A 15,515-nucleotide genomic window follows, 5' to 3' on the forward strand; every position below is an offset into this window, starting at 1 on the left:
TCATTAGTTCTGATGGGTTCGTAGTAAGCGCTTCAGCGCTTAAGGTCAACTATACACCAAGTTAACTCCTCAAAATTAAAGACATGAACCACTAGTTCCACAACCCAGTATGGGCAGTGGGGACAGTTAAGGGCAGTGAGAGAAGTTTGTACTAATAAACTACTCAGGCTTACTTCGTTGAGGTCTGAGTTTTCAGTAGCCCTGTATCCCAGGTGGTCAACTCAACAGGTTGTCCCGTCCTTGAGCTTTCTCTATTCTCCCATTCGATAGTTGATTTCTAAGACACTCCCTAGATCGGGAATCGAGCTGCTAACGTTATAATCCTGCAAGTAATTTCTATAAAGTATGTCAAACTGTACGCGCAGTCTACAGTTGAGGTGAGGGTGAAGGAAAGTTTTAAATCGTCTTCAATGGGCATAGGACTAGAATCGTCCGAAAGTCCTACAAAGTCTCAGATGAGTGTAGATACCGATAGCCATGAGGATGTGACTGACCCAAAATCGTCCCCAGACTCTAAAACGACTGTCCCCAAATCAAAAAAGCACAAGCCATCGAGTCGCCCCGTGATTCAGTGGTTGTTCTGGGGTTCTGCTTTTGTTCTCACGGCTACAATTTCTGCCACCTTGGGGGCAGCACTAGCTCTATTCACACCTTTGTCGCCGTTTATCACACCTTTAACTCAAGGATTTGGTGTTAAAGGGGACTCGTGGAGTCGCGGTTTTCCGTACAAAATCGCCAGACCTGTCAACATTCTAGTAATGGGGATAGACCGAGTACCGGAGGCTCCAAAAAACTCAGCAGCGGTCTTTGCGGGTCGCAGTGATACGATGTTGCTCCTGCGTCTAGACCCCTCAGATAATTCGGTAAGAATGTTATCTATCCCACGGGATACTCAAGTCAACATTCCAGGAGTCGGATTGGCCAAAATCAACGATGCCAATGTGGAGGGAGGTGCTGCTTTAGCCGCACGGGTTGTGAGCCGCAGCCTCAATAATGTGCCGATTGATCGCTATTTGCGGGTTACAACCGAGGCATTCCGGGAATTGGTTGACCTTGTGGGAGGGATTGAGGTCTTTGTCCCCTATCCCATGCAATATACAGATGTCACTCAAAACCTGAATATTGATTTAGAGTCAGGGTGGCAAACGTTGAATGGAGACCAAGCCGAACAATTTGCTCGGTTCCGCAAAGATAAGAATGGTGATATTGGTCGGGTACAACGACAGCAGGCACTACTGAAGGCATTGCGGCAACGTTTGGTTAGTCCAACCGTATTGTCCCGTTTGCCCCAAGTGATTCAGGTGATGCAGCAGTATGTAGATACTAACTTGAGCTTAGAAGAACTACTAGCGATCGCAGGCTTTGGTCTTGAGCTCCAGCAAGATAGTGTAAAAATGGTACTCTTGCCCGGTCGCTTCAGTGATCCAAAGGAATTTAGCGGCAGCTATTGGCTGATTGATCCATCAAGACGCGATCGAGTGATGCGCGAGTATTTCCAGCAGAATCCAGCTTGGGCTGCTTTAGAGCCGCACAGTTCATCCCAGAGCGTGCGTATTGCTATTCAAAATGCAACGGACAAACCACAACTCGGTCAGCAGGTGGCCCGGTATTTGGCTTCTAAAAACTTTCGTAACGTTTATATTGTCAAGGACTGGCCTGACCATCAATCCCAAACTCAAATTATTGTCCAGCAGGGCGATTTGGAAGCGGCAACTACTCTTAAAAAAATCGTAGGAGTCGGTAGGATAGAGGCATCTTCTACAGGTGATATTGAGTCTGACCTAACGATTCGAGTGGGTGAAGATTGGATAGAAACTAATGTTGAATAAGGATGTCTTATTAATTTCACCGATCCAGAAGCTTCAGCACAGGATTCAAGGCACGATCAGAATCGTGTCTTTAATAAGAAATGTGTTGCAATGTCTAAACCCTGAGGAAACGAATGGAAATTTTGAATTTAAAAGAGATTAAACCTTTTCTACAAACTTTACTCAGAATAGTTTTAGCGATCGCCCTGGCGTGGCTGTGGCTCATGCTATTTGCTACTCCCGCCTATGCTCAAGACAGCAGCATTAATTACAGTAGTACTGATTTAACCAATCGTGACTTTTCCCACAAGAATTTAGTGGGTGCGGTTTTCGTTGCAGCCGAAATGCGGGGGACTAACTTCCAAGAATCTGACCTGACTAACGCTATCTTGACTAAAGGAGTGATGTTGGGAGCTAATTTGCAAGACGCCAATCTTACAGGCGCGTTGGTAGACCGCGTAACGTTGGATAATGCCAATCTAAAAAACGCTATCTTCCAAGAAGCCACGATGATACGCAGCCGTTTTTACGACGCCGATATCACTGGCGCTGATTTTACGGATGCGATTATTGATCGCTATCAAGTATCTCTTCTGTGTGAGAAGGCTAGTGGGGTTAACCCCATTACAGGCGTTGCAACGCGGGATAGTTTAGGCTGTCGCTAAGATTGGCTCAGATAGATGGTTGAAAGCTTCCCAGTGAAGGACATCATGGAGTAACGCCTGATAACCAGCCACATTGGGATGGAGACCATCTGAACATAGGTGCTTTACACACCAATCGTGACCACGCGATCGCCAAAGATCGAAAATATCCAGGTAGGGAATCTGCCGCTTGTGACAAGCAAGGCGCGTTGCTTCTTTGTAGCGGTACTGGTCAGCATGATTGAAGTAGAAACAATTGAGGAATGGCATCTTGGCTTCATCCACAGGCACCATACCCACAAATAGCACCGGACACAATTGTTTCGCTTGGTCTAACAGGTGAGCGAGTTCTGTCTGGAAACTCTCAAATTCTGTAAAATTTCGTCCATCCGGTCGTCCCAGACGGGCGGAATCATTGACGCCAATCGAAAGGATCATGGCATCTGGAACGCGATTCTTCAGTTCACCGCGATGGCGAAACTCATGTTCAAGCCGTGCTTGTACTTGCTTGACTCCATCGCCCCGAATACCCAGATTGTAGAGAACATGACCGGGACTATCGGGCGACATCCACTGGCGTCGTAATCTTTCTACCCAGCCGCCTCCTTCTGGGTCACCAAATCCATAGATCAGGCTGTCACCGAGGACAACGATTTTTAACGGTTGTTGATGGGTTTGACGGATTGACTGAAAGTTAGGAGCAACAAGTGTGTGCATAAACAGTAGTAGTCAGCCAGTTTATATTAACAACTTGACAGGTTTACAAGAGTTTACATAATCTTACGCTATTCGTTGCACCTTATAAATCATTGAGCGTCTTTCACTCATTATTCACATCTTTCTGGTATTGATGTCCGGAGAAGAGGCATATCTTCATCAAGTCTTCTATCTTCTAGCTGTATCTTTGTCGAGAACTTCAGCTTTTTACGCTTCTAGTACCCCCCTGCGGATACGGATACAACCGTAGGTTCGCTCTCAATCTAGAACCGCTACCGAAGCTAAGCGTCCTCCCACAGGAATAAACGCCGCACTTGTCACTCCTGTTACACTGGATAATAAATTGTGTCTTTAGCTAACTAACCTCAGAGGCTTGACGCTAAAGACTACTTTTCTAATTCCGACCCACCTTCTAACGACGACTGATGCTGCACAAACGTTACCACCAGTTTGATTCGAGTCAAATTATGCATCGCGCTGAGGAGCTGATCAGTGCAGCTTCCAATCGCTATCGGATTACCGTGCAAGTGGCCAATCGTGCCAAGCGCCGTCGCTATGAAGACTTTGAGAATATTGATGATCCGATGATGAAGCCCGTGCTGAGGGCAATTATCGAGATGTCTGATGAATTGACACAACCGGAAATTATTGGAGATTAGATTCTCTAGAAGCACTTCTCAATTCAGGTGCAGGCAGGTTTTGTTTTTATCTGGTCGTAGTTCACAAAAGATAGCCGCTCAACCTGCCCCGATCAATCATCGCTCTCGCGTTCAAAAGGCTTAAAGCGATCTAAAAAGGTATGCGTTTCCGACTGACGCTCGGTTTAACAATCGCCACGTTTACAGGTATTTGCTTAATTGTTGGGACAGCAAAGGTAAGAGATCCCGGTGTCTTCAAGTGGATGGGAGTACAACCTGCGGCTGCCCAATTTTCTATCCCCCAAGATGCGTGGCGGCGAGTTTATGAACAATTACCCAATTTGCCTTTAGAGAATCAGTATGTCAGTAAAGAGACTGGGAAAATAGATGAGAATAACACTTTGATCAGCCGCTTTATGCGGTATCACATTTTTGTGAAACGCCGCCCTTCAATCTACCGTTTGGATTGGAAGTTGTCACTCGCTGACTATCTCGGTGCTCACAATTACTTGGTGGAATCTCAGTATCCCAGTGCTGACACCTTACGGGAAAATCCGATGGAAAGCGATCGCAAGGCGATGGAAAAGCTGACTCGTGCAGAACGTGATGCTTTGGTGAATGTCTTAGTCAGTCTCTTTAATCCCAATAGCGCTCAACAATCGGCACCATCCCCCCGTGAGACACCCACACCAGCGCCACCACCGCCTACTTCCGCCAGTCCCAGTACAACACCCTCTCTCCCCAAACCGGGAGATGCTCAGTTGCTGATGCCTTAAACCATGGAACGGGTGGTTAAAACTGGATCGGGTTGGCGTTTGGGTTGGAATCCTCAAGCCACGGGTTATCAAGGTTTAGTGGGTGGAGAGGATTGGGCGATCGAGCTAACGGAGGCAGAGTTAGAGGACTTTTGTCGCTTATTGGGACAGTTAGCCCAAACCATGAGCCAGATGGCAGATGAGTTGATGGATGAGGAAAAAATTAGCTGTGAAGCGGACAGTGACTTGTTGTGGATGGAGGTAGACGGATATCCTCATGCCTACACGCTGCGTTTTATTTTGAACACAGGGCGACGCTGTGAGGGAAGTTGGCTTGCCCAAGCCGTTCCGGGTTTGGTTGCAGCCGCTCAATCTCTAAAAGTATTTTAGTTAGTTGTTTTGAAAATAAAAAGTGTGGTATTCTTAATAGAAGTGCCGGGGCGTAGCGCAGCTTGGTAGCGCACCACTTTGGGGTAGTGGGGGTCGTGGGTTCAAATCCCGCCGCTCCGATTGATTGAAAGATAGCCAGAACGACTACTGGTAAAAATCCTAAGCCTAATACTTCTAAGAGATTATTTTAGATGTGTTAGGCTTTTGAGCGTTCGATGCTGAATCTTTTGCAATTTACAGGAATCTTTCCAAAGAACCGTACAATTCCTTGTAGTTAAGCTTCAAAACTTAGATCCTGTGATGCCCAAGACATGACTGCATTACAGCTATCTGTTAAAGTGCAATAAACGATTTCACTGCTGTTTTTACCCAAGACGTTCAATGGTCAAGCGATTAACCAGTCGTCCCCTCCTCATTGCGGCTGTGTTGATCGTCTGCATTGCCCTTACCCCAATCCTAATCATCCTGAATAGGCAACCCATGATCACATCTGCACCTCAGTTGCTGACTGACCCGTTTTTGCAACTGCCAACGGAGAATTCAGTGCGAGTGGTATGGTTCACTGAGTTTGCAGGTTCCCGCCATACCGTCAGGTACGGACAAGGACTCAGTCGGACGGCGATCGCCACTACGACCAAACTCAGTCGTACACGGGAAGACCAGAAATCCAAAGTGGGTAAACAGACACAAGAGGGTCAAATTTATCAGCAACCGACCAAAAGGGATATCTGGCGTCATGAAGCAAGAATCACAGGTTTAACGGCTGGCAGGCGTGTGCCTTATCAGGTGACGAGTGTGCGAGAAGATGACCAAAAAGTGAGCAGTCATCAGTTTACTCTTGCACCGAAACCAGCAGCAGGAACCCCACTGAAAATTCTTCTCACTTCTGACCACCAATTAATGCCGATGACAGCAGCAAATCTCCAAAAAGTTGATGAAACCATTGGGCAAGTGGATGCTGTTTTCTTGGCGGGTGATTTAGTAAATATTCCCGATCGCGCTTCGGAATGGTTTGATGATAATCGTGGCGGTGCCTTTTTTCCCTGTCTTCAAGGTCGGGCAGATTATGAACTAGAAAAAGAGGGGAGAAAAACAACTTACAAAGGCGGCGAACTCATCCAATATGCCCCCCTCTTCCCAGCCGTTGGCAATCATGAGGTTATGGGACGTTTTTCCAATGAGCGTAACTTAAATGACCAATTTAACGACCCCTATCCTCGTACTATTGCCCAGAAACTTTATCAAATAAAAGCCAAGTATTTAAACCCAAAAAATGACCTAAATGTACGCCAAAGTTGGCTGAAAAATAATTCCTTTAATACCGACACTTATAACGAGATTTTCACCTTACCTCAGAACAAATCTGGAGGAGAGAATAATTACGCGGTGACCTTTGGAGATATCCGCTTGGTCGTGCTGTACATCACCAATATTTGGAGAACTCCCAGCTTAGAGGCAGATGCTAAAGGTAGATATCGAGAGCGAGAAAAAGACTTAAATAATCCCATCACGTGGGGATATGGGCAACATATCTTTGAGCCAGTCGCTAAGGGTAGCGTCCAATATAAATGGTTGGAGAAAGAACTCAATAGTCCAGAATTTAAACAGGCGAAGTATAAGATGGTGATGTTTCACCATCCACCCCATTCACTAGGTGATAATATTGTCCCCGCTTATACTTATCCAATGCAGCTAATTGAGCGGGATGAAGAAGGACGTATTAAAGCAGTGCGTTACGAGTATCCTAAGGCAAAGGATTACATCATTCGTGACGTTGTACCCCTGTTGGAATCGGCAGGCGTAAAACTGGTATTTTATGGACATTCGCATCTATGGAATCGCTTTGTTTCTCCTAGCGGAATGCACTTTTTAGAAACTTCCAATGTGGGCAATAGTTACGGTGCCTATATCGGCAATAAAAAACGTCCGGTGCCAACAGGTTTTAAGGCAGAATATACGGCGGCAGGTGACCCCAATGGACTGGAACCTGTGATGCCAACACTTGCACCGTTGATGGGAGATGATCAGCAGCCACAGCCTTATATAGCGAGTAACGACATCACAGCTTTTAGTATCTTAGACACGGGTACAGGTACAGTGAGCAGCTATCGTTTTGATACACGTTCGCCAGAATCAAAAGTCATAAAATTTGATGAATTCCGATTATCTGAACCCATTGACTCAAAGAAAGTTAGGAACAAAGACACAGTACTTTTAGCAGGCGTAGCCCTAATCCTCACCATTCTCATTATTGCTGCGGGGTTGGCTGGTATCCTACCTCAAAGTATTATCAAACTGCCGTTTCCTTAAGGAAGCATCCCCTATTAATTTTAGATGTTTGATTGTTGGGTTCTGCCCCCCGAATTACGAGGGGCAGATTCAGGAGAGTTTTGTTGAATGGTTAGCTCTTTACGCTAGATCGAATAACAGAAATTCTGCATCTTGAGTCGCCTCAATCACAACTTCTGTTTCGTTGCTGATAGCGGCTCCATCGCTCGTATCAAGAGACAACCCGTTGAGATTAATCGCACCCCGTGCTACCTGTATCCAAGCATGGCGTTGAGGTTTGAGGGAATGAGAAATGCGATCGCCTGCGTTCAAAACCGCAGCATACAAATCTACATCTTGATGAACCGTAACAGCACCCTCTCGCCCATCTTTAGCTGCAACTAAATGCAGTGTTCCTGGAGTTTTTGCAGGAGAAAAGTTTCGTTGTTCATAGCTTGGTGACAACCCTTGTTTATCGGGTAACAGCCAAATTTGCAGCAAGTGAACAGCTTCCGTTTCCGAGTGATTAAACTCACTGTGTAGAATTCCTGTCCCCGCACTCATGCGTTGTACTTCACCCGGCTGAATCACTGAACCATTACCGATATTGTCCTTGTGTTCTAATGCTCCTTCTAGAACATAGGTGATAATTTCCATGTCGCGATGTCCATGGGTTCCAAAACCAGCAGTAGGACTAACGTAGTCTTCATTAATCACCCTTAGGGCGCGAAATCCCATCTGTTTGGGATCGTAATAGTTAGCGAAGGAAAAGGTGTGGTAAGTATCCAACCAACCATGATTAGCGTGTCCTCGTTCTTCAGCTTTTCTCAGGATTATCATTGCCTCCTCCTTGAAAATTTGATGCTAGGAAAATGAAGTGTAAAAGAATTTTTGATCTTTTATTCTTCATGCTTTCCTTAGTACCTTTTTCGGATATTTCTACTTTAGACTAAGTAGAGTTATTATGGAAAGTATGCACTTTAAAGTAAGGTAGTACCCAAAAAGATACTATGGAAGCTCAGACAGTGAGTACCGAGAGGGCAAGTTGTCCGGTAGAAAGAACCCTAGAGGTTATTGGCGGACGCTGGAAAGTCTTGATTCTGCGAGAGTTATTTCAAGGCGTACAGCGTTTTGGTCAGTTGCACCGCGCTTTAAACGGCATTACTCAAAAAATGCTGACGCAACAACTACGGGAGATGGAGCAAGATGGCATCATTCATCGGGAGGTTTATTTGCAGGTTCCTCCTAAAGTGGAATACTCTCTAACCTCGTTAGGGCTAAGCCTGAAACCCATTATTGATTCAATGCATGAATGGGGGGTTAGGCATCTGCAAGAACAAAATCCAGAAATTTAGGACAACCGCAGGCCATAAAATAGTAAAATTAGGCAGAGTATGCATTGATAGTTATCAACTACAGGCATAGAACAAGACCGGACTTTACTTGCTGAAACTGACACTTAATCCAGTAGTCACTCATTCCTGACTGTCACAGGGTAGATGTAATGGTAGAGATTAACTGACCTTAAGGGCCAGCTAAGCTTGTTTGAACTTTAAGTATGCAAAGCCTAACGCTTCTTTGCATTATTAACTTGTAAAAATGAATTCACAAAGCAATTTTCGGACAAAACGTTCAGCCCCTACTAAGGCAGAGTTGGAAGCAACGCTCACTCAGTTAAAAACGAAACTGAAGGAAGCTGAGAAGGAAACGCAAGATCAGGAAAAAACTGTGGTCGAATTGAAAGAGGCTCTCGAAAAAGCTAAGAAAAGAGAAGACTCTCTTCAACAAAAGATTGGAGATTTACAATCCGAGTTAGAGAGCCAAAAAGAATCGATGGAGAAGCAACAAAAAGACATACAAAAAATAACTCTACTTAGTAAAGAGCTGGAAAAAGCTAAAGCAGCCGCTGTGCAACTGGCTCAAACCAATGAAAAGCTGATGCAGGAAATTACGACCCTGAAAAAAACCAACGATATCAAACAAGAAAAGGAAAAGGAAAGCCTTAAAATACAAGTACAAGCACAGAGAGTACCTGAACATAGACCAGGGAGACCGATTCAAACAGAAAGTGAAAAACCTGCTGATTTTGCTAACAAAAGCTGGTTACTTTAACGATCTGTCCTAGTTAAGGGGACTCATCTACACCTAAGCGGCAAAAAAGAAAAAAGCCTCCCTTAGATTAAGGAGGCTAGAATTTTAAGCTAAGCAAAGATCGGGTGATAACTTTGGCAAAGAATTTACTCGTTAAGCAGGTTTAGCTTGTGCTCTTTGCTCTAGTAGGCGAATAATGGACGCTTTTTCGAGAATTCCGACTAATACACCGTTATCACGAATGACAGGCAGTTGAGTGATTTTTTCTTGCTCCAAAAGCGTCACAACTTCCAAAAGGGATTGATCGGATTTCACCGTTGTGGAGTAATCAACAGGCCGCATCAGTTCTTGGACGGAGGTTTCATTCCACTGGGAGGTGGGTACATTTCTCATGTCATCAACAGCGATCGCACCCAACAATTGACCATCCTCATCAGTGACTAAAAACTTGTGCCATTCCGCTTTACCAATGATGTAGTTATTGGCAAATTCTCGCAGAGACAAGTCAGCCGAGACAATCGGGCTATTGGGAATCACCGCATCTTCAGCGGTTAAACCCAATAACTTATCTTGAATTCTCGCAGATTGGGCAGAGTAACCTGCATTTCGTAGCAGGAACCAACCAATTAACAGAGTCCAGAAGCTACCGATTTGGCTAATTCCCAAGACGGCAAGTAATCCTACGCTAATGCCAATCCAACCTAAAAACTGACCGACGCGGCTGGCAAAAACGACACCTTTATAAGGATTGCCCGTGATTTTCCATACTACAGACTTCAGAATATTGCCGCCATCGAGAGGTAAGCCGGGAATCAGATTAAATAGGGCCAGCATCAAGTTAATGTAGGCAAGCAGGCTAACCATTGCGGCTAACGGCCCTGTAATCGGCGTGCCGATGCCAATCGCTGTGAACAGACCGAATAGCAAGAGGCTGACCAGTGGCCCTGCAATTGCCACCCAGAAGGATTGAGCGGGAGTTTCTGACTCTTTCTCCAACGCCGCTAGACCGCCAAAGAGAAATAAGCTGATAGATTTAACTTCAATGCCCTGCCAAAGAGCCACAAAGCTATGACCCAATTCATGAGCTAGGACGGAGGCAAATAAAAGTAATGCCGCCACAAATCCCAGAAGAAAGGCCAATCCACTAGCCAAACCCGGAAAAATAGCTGACAATTGACCTCCATAGCTAAACGTGACCAAGCCCAGGACTAAAAACCAGGACGGATGCACATAAAAAGGAATGCCAAATAAGTTACCAACACGAATACTACCGTTCATAAGCGCTCCCTCAACTCTTTTTATTTAAGACTTTTCCTTTTGTTAATTTCGATTCTTGTCATGTATCCATCGTAACGAAATGTAAAACCTTTATTCATCTATCAATTGTCGTAAGAACCGACCCCAGGGGTTCGGTTTTGGGAATAAAAGTTGTCTATGACATCTCTCTGGATATCGGCATAATAAAATAAGGACTGCTCCTGAGTGCCTTGAGTGGCATCATGTTCTTAGAGCAGAAAGGAATTCCTGTATTAATAACTCATTAGATTATGACTATCTTTGAAAGCAAAATCTCCCGCTCTTACCAGCAAGAAGACATTCAGCAGATCTTGAATCTGGCGATCGCTCGTCAGTCTGACGGCGGAGAATTTTCCCGCGAACAGCTTCTGGAAATTGCTGCTGAATTGAGTATTTCTACTGAAAGCCTGCTCCAGGCAGAACAGGAGTGGCGTCTCCAGCAACAACAGCAGCAAAAGCATCAGCAATTTAATTTCTATCGGCGCAGCCAACTCAAGAGACGTTTCGGCAAGTATTTAATTGTTAATCTTTTTTTAGTTTGTCTGAACCTACTTACGGCGGGACAACTGTCTTGGTCGTTATATATTTTATTGTTTTGGGGGCTTGGGCTGGGACTCAATGCTTGGGATACCTATCAATTACAGGGTGAAAACTACGAAAGAGCGTTCCAGAAGTGGTATCGCAAGCACCAGTTCACACAAGTTGCCCAGTCAGTTTTTAGCCGCATCAACAATTGGCTGAAAGCGGCAAGCTGAAGCAAGAGGTAACGCTAAGAGTTATATAAAGTAATTTAAGAAATTTAGCTTTCCTTTAGAGAGCCAAGAATCGCTTTGGGATAAACTAGCAGTAATCTGTAATTCTGCAAAATCCTAAAAAGATAAATTTATTGTGCCCAATCCATTTTTATTAACACGCCTACTCCTGCGTTTCGACGAGCCAGCCGAAGATATGGTGGGAAACCTATCGGCTGCCGCGTTTACACCCGATGGCAGCTTATGGCTTGGTTCCGATGAAGGAATAACCGTTGAGCGGCTATCTCTAATTGAGCCTTATATTTTTGGAAAGCACCAGTCATTTTCGATTGGAAATTTTGTCGAACTCTTTAATCAGGAGGATGAAATCGACATTGAAGGAATGGATTATGCAAATAATTATCTTTGGTTAACGGGTTCCCACAGTACAAAACGTAAAAAGACGAAAGGAAAAAATCCTCAGAAAGATTTAGATAGACTTGCAACGATAAAAGCTGAGCCAAATCGTTATTTAATCGCTCGTATTCCTGTTATTAATGGGGGATTATTAAAATCCGCTTCCCTGCCTGATCAGCCCGATCAAAAATTGACAGCGGCCTGTTTACAAAAAACAGAAGATAAGAACATTCTGATTGAAGCGCTCAAAGATGACTGCCACTTGGGGTCTTTTTTAAGCTTTCCCCTTCCCAGCAAAGAAAATGGCTTTGATATTGAAGGATTAGCGGTTCATCAAGACAAAATTTTTCTGGGATTTCGGGGGCCTGTACTCCGAGGTTGGGCGATTATTGTGGAGATAGAAGTTGAAGAAAAAGAACTAGGTGTCTTAACGCTCAAAGAGATTGGTGAAGAAGGAAAATGCTACAAGAAACATTTTGTCAACCTGAATGGCTTAGGTGTGCGGGAGCTATGTTTGAAAGGTGACGATTTGATCATTCTGGCAGGGCCAACGATGGATTTAGAAGGTTCCCTGCGAATCTTCCGCCTGAAAAATGCCTTAGACCATCCTAGCAACAGCCTATCAAGCCAGGAATCAGGAGATTTGGAACTTTTATTTCACTTACCGTTTAATGAAGGGGCTGATCATGCGGAGGGATTGGCACTATTTCCGTGTTTGGGTGAATCTGATTCACTTGTAGTCGTTTATGATTCACCCGATCAGGCAAGGCTGGTTGAACCGCATAGCGTTTATGCGGATGTGTTTAGATTGAGGTAAAGAGAAATTCTAAAGGGCGCGAAGAGAAGAACAATTAGAGCCTAGGTAATAAATAAATGATTTGAGCCAAATCATCTCGTAAGAAGGCTTCTTCTTGGCTTTCTCCTAAAGCATTCGCCAGTGCGATCGCTTCTTGATAGAGCATCCGAGCATTGACCAAATTCCCTGTCGCTCTATAGAGTTGAGCCGCATACCTCAGCGAAAGCAGTTGTTCTCGACGGTTTGCCTGTGTTTGAGCTAATACTTTGTGTTGTTCAAGAAGTTTGAGCGCCACGGGATATTGCTTCATCGCACTATAAGATTGCACAAGACCCCTGAGTGCACGAAACTGATTGGGGATATCGCCAGTCGCTTTTGCCACTCGCAATCCTCCTTGATAGGTGATTAAGGCATCCCTGTACAGGTTGACAGCGCGATAGGCATCTGCCAAATTATTTCGTGTATTTGCTTCCCCTCGCAAATCATCCGAGCGACCTCGCAAACCCAAAGCCGCTTGGTAACGCTTAATGGCCTCAAAATAACGACCCTTGGATGCTGCCACTAAACCCAAGTTACTCAAACTTAAGCCCTCGCCCGCTATATTTTGGACACTACGAGCAATCGTCATGGCTTCCGTAAAGGTTTCCTGAGCGGATTCAGGGCTACCGGATTCCAGCAAAATGGTACCCAGGTTATTCAATCCATAAATCTGTGCTTGGAAATCCCGACGTGAACGAGCAATCCCAACTCGCCGCCGTAGGGCATCTTCGGCTTGTCGGTAGCGTCCCATTTTCGCATAGGTTACCCCGATGTAGTCGTAAGTCAGACCCTCACCCTCAAAGTCACCAATGCGCTGATAAATGTCCAGTGCCTGTAACCAGTTAGCGATCGCTTTGTCATAATTCCCCTGCGCTTGCGCCTGTCCTCCCAACCGCATCAGGAAATCCGCCTGATTTCGATCTTCCCCTTGAATCTCATTGTTTAAAGGGGCATCCAGTTGTTCTAAGAGTTCAACGGCCCGAACGCCAGGAGGGACGAATTGAGCTTGCACTCCCGTACTGGTAGTCAGGATTAAGGTGTTAAGGGTTAGCGCTACCGCTGTGGAAAAACGAGTATGGTGTTTTCGGTATGAGCCAGGACATTGATTCCCTGACGGGTTGTTGCTATCGGTACAAGAGGTGAGGTGTGAGGTCATCTTAATCACCCCTTTGGTGTTGTTCACGACGGACGAACCCTCTTTAATCATCACATTTTCCCCAATTGCTAACCGATTGCTAAAGTTTACTAACTCCTTCAGCCCTTAGCTCATGGTACGTCCTATAAATTTTTCTATACAGATTTCATCCCCTCTTTGAAAGGCAGAGGTTCTCCTCCTCCCACATTACTTTGATAGAGCATTAACTTGAGCATTTGCCTGTATAGAAGCCGCCTGAGCCAAATAAATCAAGCGAATATCTTCCGGTAAGGCTGTTTCTAAGGTTTGATAACCTGTTTGGAGCTGAGTTCTGACTTGAGCGGGTGAAACCACTTCTCCCTCCGCTTGCAAATAAGCCGCAATTCGGGTTTCGCTCCAATGGAACGTTTGAGCCATGATCACCATCAACCGCATGACGGGTTGGAGTTGTTCTAATGCTTGTTCCAGGTAACACCAGAATGGTGGCGGTGCCGCCTTGAGATCGTAGTGAATTTCTTCCACTGGCGGCAAATCGGCTTGGTTAATACAGAATGCCGTCATATTAATCAGCCAATTTTGAAAAGAACTCGTCCCCGGAGTACTCTCATCACGTAAATCTAAGCCGCTGAGTTCGTAGAAGATGTGACGCCAAGTCAGAGCAAATAGATATTCGGCCTGCACCGGCGATCGCGCCGAGTGCCGAATCAATGTATAGACAATTGGACTATAGCGGCAGAAAATGGCAGTGAAGTACTTCCCCTGCTCTGGATGGCGCTGAAACAGGGTCAGCAATTCCTGATCGCTGTGATGAAACAACGATTTGACAATCGGATGATTGGATTCGGAAAATTGGGGGATTTGCACAATCTTTAATTTACAAGTGGACTCAGGGAATTAGAGAAGATGCTTCTTACTATATCTACCACCTGCCACCAGAGAAAGAGGTAGCTCGATGTTATCATCACACCTATTTCTCAGCCTCAGCAATAAATAACGACCGACTCGGACTTCTGCCCACAATCGAGGGATTCTGAGGGTATTCTGACAGAGTGAGGAAGGAACTTCGTAAAATTAGTAACATCTAAGAACAAGTCTTGTGCTAATAATTTTACGGATAACAGGACAACAGAGCCATCAAAGTTAAAATCGGATTACAGCCTTTTTCAGTTCATGATTCTATCCGTGAATTTTATTTCCTTACTATTTGAGTCCCTACCCCTGGGTTCATTTTTGCCCGGTCTTCCTTTGGATAGCCTGTTCTCCACCCAAGGCATTATGGTGATGCTTTTGGTCGCCTATGCAGGTGCCATGTGGATGTTTCTTACCAGTGCCCCAAAAGTACACACCATCATGGTGTCAGATTTAGAGATAGCGCGACAGTTCTATGAAGGTCTGCTCAATTTGGCGGCGGCTGAAGTTCCCTTACATTACTATTACAATTATGAGCAAACCTTGGGTACGAGTACGCTTGACCCCCTTTACATGTCAGCGGCAAACTTAGGAAGCACTAGTGCCACTAAACTGAGAGGTACTGATGGGTTGTGGTACCAACTCAAAAAGAATACTCAGTTACATGTGATTTCAGGGGCAAGCTTGGGTAAGAAAAACCAGCAACGCCACGTTTGCTTCGACCATGACTGCTTAGAACAAGTGTTGATGCGAGTGCAAATGCAACGCCTTAAGTATAAAGTTCGTGCCGAGAAGCCTCTAAATTTTCTGGTCAAAGATTTGGATGGTCGCGTGATTGAATTAGCAGAAGTTTCAAATTAAGTGGAATTTATGCCTAGGGG

16 protein-coding genes and 1 tRNA gene are annotated in these 15,515 nt (G+C 45.0%); 12 read left to right on the forward strand and 5 right to left on the reverse strand.

Features of this window, described 5'->3' with window-relative positions; translation table 11 throughout:
- The first annotated feature begins 455 nt into the window (after positions 1–455).
- Both MIC7113_RS02650 and MIC7113_RS02655 read left to right on the forward strand, forming a co-directional pair.
- A complete protein-coding gene (locus MIC7113_RS02650; protein ID WP_155897910.1) occupies positions 456–1,829 on the forward strand; it encodes an LCP family protein in 1,374 nt (457 codons plus the stop codon).
- A gap of 113 nt (positions 1,830–1,942) precedes the next feature.
- Positions 1,943–2,473: a pentapeptide repeat-containing protein gene (locus MIC7113_RS02655; RefSeq protein WP_015180631.1), complete on the forward strand. Its 531-nt coding sequence runs from the start codon at positions 1,943–1,945 to the stop codon at positions 2,471–2,473.
- On the opposite strand, the gene MIC7113_RS02660 is transcribed toward MIC7113_RS02655, so the two are convergent.
- The gene (locus MIC7113_RS02660; protein ID WP_015180632.1) at positions 2,459–3,169 is read right to left on the reverse strand and encodes a GDSL-type esterase/lipase family protein; all 711 of its coding nucleotides are present in this window, start codon (positions 3,167–3,169) and stop codon (positions 2,459–2,461) included. The two genes, MIC7113_RS02655 and MIC7113_RS02660, sit on opposite strands and share 15 nt — an antisense overlap.
- Before the next feature lie 425 nt (positions 3,170–3,594).
- Here MIC7113_RS02660 and MIC7113_RS02665 point away from each other — a divergent pair, with 425 nt between their 5' ends.
- From MIC7113_RS02665 to MIC7113_RS02685, 5 genes are all read left to right on the forward strand, one after another.
- Entirely contained in the window at positions 3,595–3,828 is a 234-nt protein-coding gene (locus MIC7113_RS02665; protein ID WP_015180633.1) for a DNA-directed RNA polymerase subunit omega, read from the forward strand.
- 140 nt (positions 3,829–3,968) lie between these two features.
- Positions 3,969–4,583: a hypothetical protein gene (locus MIC7113_RS02670; RefSeq protein WP_015180634.1), complete on the forward strand. Its 615-nt coding sequence runs from the start codon at positions 3,969–3,971 to the stop codon at positions 4,581–4,583.
- A 3-nt stretch (positions 4,584–4,586) separates the two neighbouring features.
- On the forward strand, positions 4,587–4,952 hold the full coding sequence (locus tag MIC7113_RS02675; RefSeq protein ID WP_015180635.1) for a DUF1818 family protein: 366 nt from the start codon (positions 4,587–4,589) through the stop codon (positions 4,950–4,952).
- Positions 4,953–4,998: 46 nt separating this feature from the next.
- Positions 4,999–5,072 (forward strand) — tRNA-Pro (locus MIC7113_RS02680).
- Positions 5,073–5,333: 261 nt separating this feature from the next.
- A complete protein-coding gene (locus tag MIC7113_RS02685) occupies positions 5,334–7,262 on the forward strand; it encodes a fibronectin type III domain-containing protein (protein ID WP_015180636.1) in 1,929 nt (642 codons plus the stop codon).
- 99 nt (positions 7,263–7,361) lie between these two features.
- On the opposite strand, the gene MIC7113_RS02690 is transcribed toward MIC7113_RS02685, so the two are convergent.
- Positions 7,362–8,060 carry a pirin family protein gene (locus MIC7113_RS02690; protein WP_015180637.1) on the reverse strand — a complete coding sequence of 233 codons (699 nt, stop codon included), beginning with the start codon at positions 8,058–8,060 and terminating at the stop codon, positions 7,362–7,364.
- 170 nt (positions 8,061–8,230) lie between these two features.
- On the opposite strand from MIC7113_RS02690, the gene MIC7113_RS02695 reads away from it, so the two are divergent.
- Both MIC7113_RS02695 and MIC7113_RS02700 read left to right on the forward strand, forming a co-directional pair.
- Positions 8,231–8,575 (forward strand): winged helix-turn-helix transcriptional regulator, encoded by a 345-nt coding sequence (locus MIC7113_RS02695; protein ID WP_015180638.1) that lies wholly within the window; start codon positions 8,231–8,233, stop codon positions 8,573–8,575.
- Positions 8,576–8,819: 244 nt separating this feature from the next.
- Complete coding sequence (locus MIC7113_RS02700; protein ID WP_015180639.1) at positions 8,820–9,332, forward strand: hypothetical protein; 513 nt, start codon at positions 8,820–8,822, stop codon at positions 9,330–9,332.
- A gap of 132 nt (positions 9,333–9,464) precedes the next feature.
- On the opposite strand, the gene MIC7113_RS02705 is transcribed toward MIC7113_RS02700, so the two are convergent.
- On the reverse strand, positions 9,465–10,589 hold the full coding sequence (locus MIC7113_RS02705) for a site-2 protease family protein (protein WP_015180640.1): 1,125 nt from the start codon (positions 10,587–10,589) through the stop codon (positions 9,465–9,467).
- Positions 10,590–10,858: 269 nt separating this feature from the next.
- Here MIC7113_RS02705 and MIC7113_RS02710 point away from each other — a divergent pair, with 269 nt between their 5' ends.
- Together MIC7113_RS02710 and MIC7113_RS02715 are read left to right on the forward strand one after the other, a co-directional pair.
- Positions 10,859–11,362 (forward strand): 2TM domain-containing protein, encoded by a 504-nt coding sequence (locus MIC7113_RS02710; RefSeq protein WP_015180641.1) that lies wholly within the window; start codon positions 10,859–10,861, stop codon positions 11,360–11,362.
- Positions 11,363–11,495: 133 nt separating this feature from the next.
- The gene (locus tag MIC7113_RS02715) at positions 11,496–12,572 is read left to right on the forward strand and encodes a DUF3616 domain-containing protein (RefSeq protein WP_015180642.1); all 1,077 of its coding nucleotides are present in this window, start codon (positions 11,496–11,498) and stop codon (positions 12,570–12,572) included.
- A gap of 34 nt (positions 12,573–12,606) precedes the next feature.
- Here the strand turns inward: MIC7113_RS02715 and MIC7113_RS02720 are convergent, their stop codons facing one another.
- Both MIC7113_RS02720 and MIC7113_RS02725 read right to left on the reverse strand, forming a co-directional pair.
- Positions 12,607–13,797 carry a tetratricopeptide repeat protein gene (locus MIC7113_RS02720; protein ID WP_015180643.1) on the reverse strand — a complete coding sequence of 397 codons (1,191 nt, stop codon included), beginning with the start codon at positions 13,795–13,797 and terminating at the stop codon, positions 12,607–12,609.
- 135 nt (positions 13,798–13,932) lie between these two features.
- A complete protein-coding gene (locus tag MIC7113_RS02725; protein WP_015180644.1) occupies positions 13,933–14,589 on the reverse strand; it encodes an RNA polymerase sigma factor in 657 nt (218 codons plus the stop codon).
- A 306-nt stretch (positions 14,590–14,895) separates the two neighbouring features.
- On the opposite strand from MIC7113_RS02725, the gene MIC7113_RS02730 reads away from it, so the two are divergent.
- Positions 14,896–15,495, forward strand: a complete 600-nt coding sequence (locus tag MIC7113_RS02730) for a hypothetical protein (RefSeq protein ID WP_015180645.1) — start codon at positions 14,896–14,898, stop codon at positions 15,493–15,495.
- Positions 15,496–15,515: the final 20 nt, after the last annotated feature.

The organism is Allocoleopsis franciscana PCC 7113 (assembly GCF_000317515.1).
In the GTDB taxonomy this organism is placed as follows: Bacteria; Cyanobacteriota; Cyanobacteriia; order Cyanobacteriales; family Coleofasciculaceae; genus Allocoleopsis; species Allocoleopsis franciscana.